Origin of the sequence: Streptomyces sp. NPDC091281, assembly GCF_044757425.1 — a bacterium.
Classification (GTDB): domain Bacteria; phylum Actinomycetota; class Actinomycetes; order Streptomycetales; family Streptomycetaceae; genus Streptomyces.
Map to the genome: position 1 here is coordinate 191,994 of NZ_JBIVUY010000014.1, position 9,219 is coordinate 201,212.

Sequence of the window (9,219 nt, forward strand, 5' to 3'; positions counted from 1 at the left end):
GAGTCCTCCTACTGGTTGCGGGTGTGGGCGAGGTGGGCGGCGAGGTCGAGGTAGCGGGCCGCGGCTGGGGCGGTGCCGTGGCGGTCGTTCCAGTCGGGCACGGACACGACGTGGGGCAGGTCGCGGCGGATCACCTCCAGCAGCACCGCCATCACCCCGTCGACAGGACCGGTCCCGGCTGCGGCGGCACGGATCGCCCCGTACAGGCACACCTGCCGCCCCTCGCCGCGCATCGAGCCGGCGCACCAGCCGTCGGTCTCCAGGCGGATGCGGGCGTCGTGGAGCAGTCGGGCGACGGGGGTGCTGTACGGGTTGGCGGGCGGCGGGATCGGCGCTGCGGTGATGTGCGGGACCGGGTCGCCGGCGGGCAGGTGGGCGGTGTTCACCTCGAAGGCGACCGCGGCCTGGTCGAGGCGGACGGCCATTGCCGCGTCGACGAGCGCGAGTCGGGTGTCGAGGTCGAGGTCGAGGACGGGCGGCTGGGTTGCGGGTGGTCGGGTGATCGTGGTCATGTAGGGCTGCTCTCTGTGCGCATGCGCGTAGTCGGGTGGAAGGGGCGCCCCTGGTCGCTTCCAGGCATTCGAGGGGCGCCCCGGCACAGCTAGAAGTCGATGAGTCGGGCGTTCGGCGGGAACTGCGGTTCGGGGTCCTCGATGTTGCGGATGCCGGGCGGCGGCGCGTCATACAAGGGGCCGAACCTGCGCAGGAGCGTGGCCGCGCTGTAGCCGCCAGCCGTGCACGGCGTCGCGGTGAACGGCAGGTGCCCTGTGAAGATGACCGTGTGGGCGAGGCGGGAGTCCTTCGCCCATGCCTGCTGGGTCACGTAGTAGTACTCCTTGCCGAGTTCCAGCTCGCGGCAGAAGCGCTTCTCGTCGCCGGGCCGCCAGGACTTGATCTTGGACATGGGTGATCTCCAATTCGGGTTTGGGGTGGTTTGTTCAGGCGGACATGGGACGTTTTGCCCCGGACTGCACCCCGGACAGGGGCGGGTACAGGGCGGACGGTGTCCGGACAGCGTCCGGGTGCTGTCCGGGCTTTCCGGGTGGACCGTCCGGGGCATTCCGGGCACTGTCCGGGTACCAGTCCGGGGCAAATCTCACATATCGACGGATGGATCAGTGGCCTTCGAGGAGGCTCAGCGCGTCGGCGATGTCGGATCTCTGGTAGCCGTTCACGCGCCCCACGCCGTCGATGTCGACCTTGATGGTTCCGCCCGCTCCCCCATCACGCAGAAACTTGCCGAGGCGGGTCTCCGTCATGCCGCCGCCGATGATCTCGGCCATCTCTTTCACCTGGGCCGCGTCCCGGCCGAGATCGTTCATGGCGATCAGGCAGCCCCGTAGCGCCTCCGTCTGCATGCGCTGCTCCGGCGTGTGGTTGAGGACGTTCCGCCCCGGCTGCCCGTCCCGCTTGGGGCCGCCCGCCGCCGAGGAGAGGCCGGTGGCGTTGAGGAGATGCTTCTCGATCGGGTCGTCCCACTGCCCGGCCAGACGCCCCGCAGCATCGCGGATCTTCGCAGCCTTATCCAGCAGCATGGTGATCTCGCCGCGCTCGTCCTCGTCCAGATCGAAGGAGCGGGCAAGGTCGGTGACCCCGGCGAACGGATTCACCAGCCATCCGAAGCCGGGACGCGGAGGATCAAACTTGGATGCGTCGCGTCCAGCGCCCGCCTGTCCAGCGCCGAGGATCGCGTTGGACTGGGTGGGGTTCTCCACTCGCATCGCCCACTTGGCCCCGAGGTTCGCGGACAGGGCCTGCGGGATGACGTCGACCTCCGGGTACTGGGTGATCAGTACGAGGATGATTCCGGCGCCAAGCGCGACTGCGGACAGCTCGATCAACGCTTCCAGGATCTCGTCGCGCAGCGGCTTGCCAGGCCGGGTGTAGGCGGCGACCTCGTCGATGACGACTACTTCCAGGCCGCCGATCATGTCGATGATGGGGGCGACCAGCTTGCTCTTGCCGAGGTCGTTGAGCGCCCGCTCGCGCCGATCCTTGTCGGCGAGCAGGGCCTGGAGGAGCGCCAGGAGCCGGGCCGGGTCGGGCTTGAAGTAGGTCGAGGCGACGCCGGACTTGGCGTAAGGGTTCCATTCGGCGTTCTGCTTTCCGGCGACGATCCGCAGGTTGATCCGCGGGTCGAAGCTGGCGCCGACGACCAGGTTGGAGGCACCGACGCCCTTGCCGGACCGGCTCGTTCCGGCGATGACGAAGGACTGGTTGTTGATCGCAAGCCGGATGGTGATGCCGCGCTTGTTCCAGCCGACCGGCACCCCGTCCTTCCAGGCGTCCAGCTGGGTCGGCTGCTTGATGAGCGGCGAGGGCCGGGTGTCCGCGAAAGGGTCCTTGTCGGTCATCCACAGGGATGTGCGGACCTCTGTGCCCGCCTTCTCCACGTCGACCATGGACACGTCGCGGCCGAGCGCTCCTGCCAGCTTGGGCAGCTTCTTCTTCAGTTCGGCGACGGTGGTCCGGGGCGGCAGGTCGAAGACGACGGTGGTGTTTCCGTCCGTGTCCCGCTGAGGTACCGCGAGGATCTGCAACTGCTCCTCGCCGCGCACTTCACCGATGGCGCGCAGCGCGTCGCCGAGTTCCTTGATCGTGAGCGCGGGGGGCGGTGGTGCGTTGAACTCACGCTGCCCAGGCTGCTCTTCGGGCTTCGTCATGTTGACGGGGGTGGCCAGCTGCTGCGCCTCCATGCTCGGGGCAGGGGCAGGCTGGCCGTCGCCGAAAGGGCGGCTGACGAGGTACCAGCCGTAGCCTGCGGCGGTGCCGAGGGCGGCGAGCAGCATGGGCTGACCGGCCGCGGCCTGTTCGAGTCCGGCGCCGAGGGCGGGGAGGGTGGTGAAGCCGCCGACGGCGAGGGCCGCAGCGCGTCCGGCGCGCTTGCTGGCGCGGGCCATGCCGATCTCCCGGTCGGTCGGCGGGAGAAGCGGCGTGGCCTGCATGGCGGCCAGCTTGGACTCCTCGGCAGCCACCCGGCCGGAGAGGGAGGCGAGGGTGCCGGGGCTGCTGGCTGCGGGGTTGGTGTCGGCTTGGGCTTTGGCGACGGCGAACCGCGCGTGGGATTCTGCGACGAGCCGCTGCTGCTGGGCGATCGTGCTGTTGTACTTGCGGGTCTTGGTGTCGGTGGCCAGCTGGATCGCGGTGACGGGGTCTATGTCACCGCCCTCCAGCCAGTCACGGGTACGCGCGGAGGCGTGGGCCCACTGCGCGGCGAACGCCTTGGTGGCTCGGGCTCCGCGGCTGGGCTCGGGGGTGGTGGGCGGGGTGTCGGGCTTGGGCGGGATCGCCTGCTCGACGGGCGTCGGATCGGTCTCGGTGGCCACGCGGCCTCTCCTTTCGGGTCGGGGGCGGGGCCCGGTGGTGGGCCCCGCCGTAGAGGGGTGGCTAGCCGAGGCCGCCGAGCATGGTGCCGAGCGATCCGACGAGGGAGTTGGTGAGCTGGCTGCCCATCGCGCCGATCACCGTGCCGGACAGGGCGATCCCGAAGAGGACGCCGATGGTGGCGTCGACGGGCTTGAGTCCGCTGTGCTTGACCTTGACGAACACGATGATCGCGAGGATGAGGATCGACACGATGCCGATCCCGATCGCCCCTCCCCCGGCCTGGGTCTGGATCTGCTGCGGGTATCCGATCGGCGCCTGCTGCTGGGGGCTGTTCGGGCCCTGGAGGGCGGAGCCCGCTCCCCCGTCGGGGGTGATGCCGGTGACGATCCCGGACGGGTCGGGGTCCCCGCTGGATGCGGCGATGGTGACGACCGTCGACTGCTGGGCGGGGGTGGCGTGGTGGCCGGCGGTGTCGAGTCCGGGGACGCGCATCGTGCGCCCGTCGGGGAGGGTGACGGGGGCTCCGGTTGCGTGGGTGATGCGGGCCTGGAGTTCGACGGCGGACGCGGTGTCGGGGGTGGCGACCGTGATGGCGGCGGCACCGCCGAGGAGGGCTGCGGCGGCACTGCCCGAAACGGCGATCCGGCGGACGACGGAGTTCATGACGAAGGTCTCCTGTAGGGGTGTCAGTTGGCGTTCGGGCGGGCGTTCTTGGCGGTGCTGCGGGCTGCGATCGCGGCCTGGTTCCGGGCGGCCTGTACGTACCTCTGGGTGTCGCCGGGTTGCCGCTTCGGGGGCTTGCGAGCGGGGCCTCGCTGGGCTCGGGGCATTTGGTCAGCGCGCTGCGCGTTTGTGACCTTGCTGACGGTGTTCACGGGGGTGCCGGTGAGGGCTGCGGTGACCCTCGCTTCGGCCTTGCGGCGGGCAGTGATGGACTCGATCGACTCGCCCGGATCGCAGCCCTCGACGTTGCGGTAGGCGCGCGGCCAGACAGCCGGGTCGTCGGGGCGCTTCCCGAGGGCCGCGCCGATCCTCACAGCCTCCGCCCACACCCTCGGGAACTCGCGCTGCCGGTCGTTGATGAGCCGCAGCCGCTCGACCTCCGCGGCCTCTTCGGCGGCCTGCTGGTCGGCGGCCCGCCGCGCCTCTTCGGCGGCGTTCCGCTTCGCCTCCGCCTTGGCTGCCTTTCGGGCTGCGCGGCGCTCCCGCCGCGACAGCTTCCCGTCGCGCTTGCGGATGCGGCCGTGCTCGTGGAGGTCCCACATCCCCGGCCCGGCGATGGAGGCGAGCGCCGTGCCGAACGCGGTCGCCGCGTCGTACTCGGCGAGTCCATGCACGATGTTGATCGAAGCGGCGGTGAGAGCACCCGCCCAGGCGACGGCCCGGTAGTGCCAGTGCGGGCGGCCCGCAGTGACTGCGGCGGCGGCACCGACGAGGGCGACGAGGGCGATCACCTCGATGAACACGGGGGCGATGAGGAGGTACTTGGCGGTCGGGTCGTAGAAGGCGTTCATCTGGACGGGCAGGGCGACTGCCGCACACAGCCCGTAGAAGCCGAGGGCGACGCGACGCCACCGCTTGCTCGACTTCTTGACGGCGTCGGCGCGGTCGGCTCGGCTCTGCTGCTGCTCTTCGTCCGTGCGGGCGGCGTGTTCGCGGGCGCGGTCGGCGTCGTCGCGGCGCCGCTGGTGTTCGGCGATCCGGGCGTCCGAGGCAGCCTGCTCTTCGGCTGCCTTCCTCTCGGCGCGGTCGTTGGCGAGGCGCTGCTTCCGGGCGTCCTCCTCAGCGCGGACCCGGATCGCATCCGCCTCCGCCGCAGCGAGCTGGAGTGCGGCTTCTTTCTCGGCTTCGGCGGCGAGGCGCTGCTTCTCCGAGTCGGCCCACGCCTGCGCGCGGATCGCCTCGGCCTGCGCCTGGGCGACAAGGTCACCGTCCGGCTCGGGTGCCGGGTTGGGGGTGGGGGCGGCCTGTATGGGCTGCCAGTCCCCCAGCACGGGCGGGACGGGCCGGGGGTGGCCGTTCACCTGCGGGCTGGCAGTCATGGCGGATCAAGGTCCTCTCAAGCAGGGCGGGGTGGGGTGGCTGGTCGGATGACCTGGGCGGGCGCTCCGAGGGGGGCGTCCGCCGAGGACTACCGGCCTGTCACTGGCCTTGCTGGCGCAGCGTGGCCTCGTTCATGGCCCGCATCGTCTCGTTGAGCGTTTCGCCGCCCTCGACCACGGCGTAGGCGATGGCCTTGGCGACGGCGTCAGGATCTCCGGCGGCAACGGCGGCGATCGCCTCGCGGTTCTTGTCCTCGATGAAGTCGCTGTAGGAAGACATGCGTTCTCCTTAGGGGTTAGCGGTTGACGACCGGCAGGTGCAGGTCGCGGTGGTGGATGGTGACGGTGTGGCCTCGTCGGCGGAGGCGGCGGGCCAGGGTCTCGGCGACGACGACTGACCTGTGGCGGCCTCCCGCACATCCGGACCCGACGACGATGCGGCTAGCGGCCGGGCCGGATGCGTAGGCCTGTACCTGCCGGGTTGTTGCCCGCAGGAGGCGGCGGATGCCAGGGGTGCGGAGGACGGCGTCCTGGACGAGCCGGTCGTGGCCGGTGAGCTGCCGCATCCTCGGGTCGACGTGCGGGTCACGGAAGGCCCGCCGCAGGTCGAGGGTGATGTCGGTGTCGGTGGGCGGCTGGTCGTGCAGGTAGCCGAATGACACGATGCGGATCTCCGCCACAGCCGTCACTCCTCGTCGGTCTGGTTGCGGCGCGGCGGGAGGCTCATGGAGAAGGTGACGGTGTAGTCGCCGTCCTCCTCGCGCTCGATCTCACTGCCGGTGTCGGGGTTGATCTCCTTGCCCACGGCGGGCTCCTCTCGGGGTGGCTGTCTGCTGGATGGGGGTCGTGTGGAGTTGGTCGGGGCCGTCGGCGGCGTGGTGGCCGCAGAAGCCGCAGATGGTGGCGGTGGGCGGGTTGTCGTCGCAGCCGCAGAACCAGCAGGCAGCCCGACCAGCCGTCACGGGCTGTCCGTGCGGCGGGTGACGATGCGGGCGATCTGCGCCTCGGGCAGGCTGACCGTCCAGCCGTCGGACAGGTGGACGTCGACCCAGTCCCCGGACGGGGTGAACGACTCGACGTCCAGCGCCGGGGCCCACTTGCCGCCGCCGACCAAGCCGTGGGGGACCTTGCTTCCCTTGCTGAGTACCTGGCCGTCGGTGGTGACGATCTCGAAGAAGTCGGTGCTGTCGCCCATGACGGGCTCCTTCCGTGGGTTAGCTGGAGGTGACGCGGAGGCGCCGGTTCATGCGGACGTCGATGCCCTGCCGCGATCCGTCCGCTGTCGGATGACGGCCGTTCCAGTCGTGGTCACCCGGCGCGGTAGCGGCGTTCGGGCGGGCCATTCCCGGGCGGCGGCTGTCGTCCGTGCGGCCGGCGCCGCCCTCGGACCTGTTACGCCAGCCGTCCATCAGGCGGCCCGCAGGTGCAGGTGAGCGCAGTCGGCCACCCAGTCCAGGTGGTTCGGGCAGGTGGACCGCTCCGAGTCCGGGACGCTGTACACGGTCTCCCGGTACAGCGCCCGGTCGAATTCACTGCCGAACAGGTCGGCGACGTTCGTCGTCGCACGGACCCGGCGGCCCAGATCCGTGACGGCCAGATCGGCGTTGGAGATGAACGGAGACATGGGGGTGCCCTTCAAGGGGTGATCGGAGGGTGAAAGGAGGGAAGCTTGGGGCCGTGCCGACGGGGGCCGCGGGGGATCGGAACTTCCCCGCCGACACGGCGATCTAGGGGGTGGCGCTAGCGGCGCTGCTCCGCGGCCCGACGGGCGGCCTCAGCGGCAGCAGCAGCCACCTTCGCCGCCTCCATGCTCTGCCGGGCCTGTGCGGCCAGGGACTTGGCGCGCGGCCCCTGCTCCGCCGGACTCACCGCGCACCGGCCTGCGGGTAGGGGTGCGGGCCGCGGGGACGCTGCGGCAACGGCTCCTTCGCCCGAGCGTGATCCTCGGCCATCACACGCCACCCTCGACTTCCATCGGCGGGTAGATCGCGGCCCGGATTGCCCCGCCCACGCCGTAGCCCACGGCCAGCCGAAACGTGCCATACAGGTGGACCACACCATCGGAGTCGGTGCGCTCCGGGACGGTCTTCGCGTTCAGCTGGCGGGCCCACGAGGCGAACACTTGTCGCTGCTCAGTCGGCGTCGATGTCAGCGTGTCAACGTCGCCCACCAGGGCGCCCGAGATCGGGATTGTCCACGACACGACCGGCATGCCATCCAGTGACAGCAGGGTGTTGAGCGCGGCAAGCGCATCACGCTGCCAACGCAACTTCGACGAGTTCGGCACCTCCATCACGCGCCGCCGATCAGCCGCAGCTGGCCCGCCTCGGTGAGGACTTCCCGCGCCCACGCCATCAAGTCCTCGGCGTGCGCGAGGCTCCGCGCGTCCAGCGCCGAGAGGGTGCCGGCCTCGGCGCGGGCCGCCAGCTCCGCCGCGTGCAGCGCCGCCGACTCGTGCACCGACACCGCCCGCACCAACGGAAACTGCGGCAGGAGAGACGCCAGAGCCTCGGCGGCAGCAGGCGGAAGTGGAGCCGTCGGGGCGGTCACGCCCTCACCGCCGGACCGGTCAAGTCCTGCACGCTGTCCGCGTAGACGCGGGCCTTCGCCAGCAGAGCCGGAACGCCGTCGAGGTCGTCGCCGCCCCACCCCGCGAGGACACCCCACACCTTCGGGGCCATGCCCTCGTCGCACTCGGGGTCCGTGTCGTCCGCAGTCGGGATACGGAAGGCGTCCACGTGGTAGCGCGACCAACGGTTGCCGGGCTCCTCCGACGCGACGATGAACACGGTACCGACACGCTGCACGTCGAGGATGCAAGCGTCCACCGGGACACCCATCACCGTCAACGCGCGACGGGCGATCGACTCACGGAGCCGGGAGATACGGGCGTTCGACGAGCGCGAGGCGACGGGGGTGACGGGGCGGGTTGCCGTGGCCATCAGGCCACCTCCTCAGTGGGTACGGCGGGTAGGTCCGTCGAATTCAGGACGGACTCAGGTATCCGCAGGGCACCCGCCGCCTTGTCGCCCGGCGTGTACGGCCGACCGTTCCTGTAGGCGGGAAGAAAGCCCTGGTGAATCCATCTGTAGACGGTCGCGGGATGCACTCGGAAGTGCGTCGCGACGTCACGAACTCGCAGCATTGCGCCTCCGAATGAGTGCTTCGCATCTGTCAGCAGAAGTTAATAGCTTACGTATCTAGGTAGCAAGCCTTGCGGCCCAAATCTGGCCAGCCACCACCCGGCAGGCGTAAGCATCAAGGGCATAAGGTGGGGAGGTCAGCAGCGCCGCACGCACCCGGAGAGGAGGCGCCAGAGATGGCCGATATGCAACGGCAGTCAGACTCGCTCGCCTACGTAAAGCCGCAGCAGCCCGCACACGCCGACGCCTGGACCAGCGAAACCGGGCAGCGAGGAGGACAGCGGCTCACCGCAGTGGCGGAAGCACCTCCGCCCCTGCCCGTAGCGGAGGCACTTCGCCTCTCCCCCGGCGAGCCTGCTGTCACCCGGCGCCGCGTCATCTTGCTAGACGGGGATGTGATCGAACTCGCCGACTCGTACTACCCGACGGCCATAGCTCGCGGCACGGCGCTTGCCGACGCGCGCAAGATCAAGGGCGGTGCCCCGACAGCGCTGGCGGCGCTCGGCCACAGGGCGCACTACGTCGCAGAGGACCTAGACCTCCGAGCGGCCAGCCAGCAGGAAGCTGAGGCTTTGTCAGTTGCCGCAGGCTCGACCGTCCTCAGCTTGCTCCGCACGACAGTCACCGCAGACGGGAGCCCCATCGAAGTGCAACACATGGTCATGAAGGCGCCTCGCCGCCTCCACTACGAGTTCGAGGTCGACTGA

14 protein-coding genes are annotated in these 9,219 nt (G+C 70.4%); 1 reads left to right on the forward strand and 13 read right to left on the reverse strand.

The window, feature by feature from the left end:
- Window positions 1-8: 8 nt before the first annotated feature.
- The 13 genes from ACIQPQ_RS31315 to ACIQPQ_RS31375 all read right to left on the reverse strand — a co-directional run bounded on the left by ACIQPQ_RS31315 (window position 9) and on the right by ACIQPQ_RS31375 (window position 8,514).
- Window positions 9-512, reverse strand: a complete 504-nt coding sequence (locus tag ACIQPQ_RS31315) for a hypothetical protein (protein WP_401310522.1) — start codon at window positions 510-512, stop codon at window positions 9-11.
- Window positions 513-601: 89 nt separating this feature from the next.
- Complete coding sequence (locus tag ACIQPQ_RS31320; protein WP_401310525.1) at window positions 602-904, reverse strand: hypothetical protein; 303 nt, start codon at window positions 902-904, stop codon at window positions 602-604.
- Between the two features lie 211 nt (window positions 905-1,115).
- Window positions 1,116-3,326 carry a hypothetical protein gene (locus ACIQPQ_RS31325; protein WP_401310528.1) on the reverse strand — a complete coding sequence of 737 codons (2,211 nt, stop codon included), beginning with the start codon at window positions 3,324-3,326 and terminating at the stop codon, window positions 1,116-1,118.
- A 61-nt stretch (window positions 3,327-3,387) separates the two neighbouring features.
- Complete coding sequence (locus ACIQPQ_RS31330; protein ID WP_401310531.1) at window positions 3,388-3,990, reverse strand: hypothetical protein; 603 nt, start codon at window positions 3,988-3,990, stop codon at window positions 3,388-3,390.
- A 23-nt stretch (window positions 3,991-4,013) separates the two neighbouring features.
- Window positions 4,014-5,369 carry a hypothetical protein gene (locus ACIQPQ_RS31335; RefSeq protein WP_401310533.1) on the reverse strand — a complete coding sequence of 452 codons (1,356 nt, stop codon included), beginning with the start codon at window positions 5,367-5,369 and terminating at the stop codon, window positions 4,014-4,016.
- 100 nt (window positions 5,370-5,469) lie between these two features.
- Window positions 5,470-5,649: a hypothetical protein gene (locus ACIQPQ_RS31340; protein WP_401310536.1), complete on the reverse strand. Its 180-nt coding sequence runs from the start codon at window positions 5,647-5,649 to the stop codon at window positions 5,470-5,472.
- Between the two features lie 16 nt (window positions 5,650-5,665).
- The gene (locus tag ACIQPQ_RS31345) at window positions 5,666-6,049 is read right to left on the reverse strand and encodes an ATPase (RefSeq protein ID WP_401310539.1); all 384 of its coding nucleotides are present in this window, start codon (window positions 6,047-6,049) and stop codon (window positions 5,666-5,668) included.
- Between the two features lie 278 nt (window positions 6,050-6,327).
- Entirely contained in the window at window positions 6,328-6,564 is a 237-nt protein-coding gene (locus ACIQPQ_RS31350) for a hypothetical protein (RefSeq protein WP_401310541.1), read from the reverse strand.
- A gap of 213 nt (window positions 6,565-6,777) precedes the next feature.
- Entirely contained in the window at window positions 6,778-6,993 is a 216-nt protein-coding gene (locus ACIQPQ_RS31355) for a hypothetical protein (protein WP_401310544.1), read from the reverse strand.
- A 327-nt stretch (window positions 6,994-7,320) separates the two neighbouring features.
- Window positions 7,321-7,665 carry a hypothetical protein gene (locus tag ACIQPQ_RS31360; RefSeq protein WP_401310547.1) on the reverse strand — a complete coding sequence of 115 codons (345 nt, stop codon included), beginning with the start codon at window positions 7,663-7,665 and terminating at the stop codon, window positions 7,321-7,323.
- Window positions 7,662-7,835: a hypothetical protein gene (locus ACIQPQ_RS31365; RefSeq protein WP_401310549.1), complete on the reverse strand. Its 174-nt coding sequence runs from the start codon at window positions 7,833-7,835 to the stop codon at window positions 7,662-7,664. The genes ACIQPQ_RS31360 and ACIQPQ_RS31365 overlap by 4 nt, the downstream gene beginning before the upstream one ends.
- 80 nt (window positions 7,836-7,915) lie before the next feature.
- The gene (locus ACIQPQ_RS31370; RefSeq protein WP_401310552.1) at window positions 7,916-8,311 is read right to left on the reverse strand and encodes a hypothetical protein; all 396 of its coding nucleotides are present in this window, start codon (window positions 8,309-8,311) and stop codon (window positions 7,916-7,918) included.
- On the reverse strand, window positions 8,311-8,514 hold the full coding sequence (locus tag ACIQPQ_RS31375) for a helix-turn-helix domain-containing protein (protein ID WP_401310555.1): 204 nt from the start codon (window positions 8,512-8,514) through the stop codon (window positions 8,311-8,313). The genes ACIQPQ_RS31370 and ACIQPQ_RS31375 overlap by 1 nt, the downstream gene beginning before the upstream one ends.
- A gap of 174 nt (window positions 8,515-8,688) precedes the next feature.
- Here ACIQPQ_RS31375 and ACIQPQ_RS31380 point away from each other — a divergent pair, with 174 nt between their 5' ends.
- A complete protein-coding gene (locus tag ACIQPQ_RS31380) occupies window positions 8,689-9,219 on the forward strand; it encodes a UTRA domain-containing protein (RefSeq protein WP_401310559.1) in 531 nt (176 codons plus the stop codon).

Coding starts and splice junctions, on each gene's coding strand:
- ACIQPQ_RS31315 (WP_401310522.1), bottom strand. CDS start 512: ATGACCACGATCACCCGACCACCCGCAACCCAGCCGCCCGTCCTCGAC.
- ACIQPQ_RS31320 (WP_401310525.1), bottom strand. CDS start 904: ATGTCCAAGATCAAGTCCTGGCGGCCCGGCGACGAGAAGCGCTTCTGC.
- ACIQPQ_RS31330 (WP_401310531.1), bottom strand. CDS start 3,990: ATGAACTCCGTCGTCCGCCGGATCGCCGTTTCGGGCAGTGCCGCCGCA.
- ACIQPQ_RS31335 (WP_401310533.1), bottom strand. CDS start 5,369: ATGACTGCCAGCCCGCAGGTGAACGGCCACCCCCGGCCCGTCCCGCCC.
- ACIQPQ_RS31340 (WP_401310536.1), bottom strand. CDS start 5,649: ATGTCTTCCTACAGCGACTTCATCGAGGACAAGAACCGCGAGGCGATC.
- ACIQPQ_RS31350 (WP_401310541.1), bottom strand. CDS start 6,564: ATGGGCGACAGCACCGACTTCTTCGAGATCGTCACCACCGACGGCCAG.
- ACIQPQ_RS31355 (WP_401310544.1), bottom strand. CDS start 6,993: ATGTCTCCGTTCATCTCCAACGCCGATCTGGCCGTCACGGATCTGGGC.
- ACIQPQ_RS31370 (WP_401310552.1), bottom strand. CDS start 8,311: ATGGCCACGGCAACCCGCCCCGTCACCCCCGTCGCCTCGCGCTCGTCG.
- ACIQPQ_RS31375 (WP_401310555.1), bottom strand. CDS start 8,514: ATGCTGCGAGTTCGTGACGTCGCGACGCACTTCCGAGTGCATCCCGCG.
- ACIQPQ_RS31380 (WP_401310559.1), top strand. CDS start 8,689: ATGGCCGATATGCAACGGCAGTCAGACTCGCTCGCCTACGTAAAGCCG.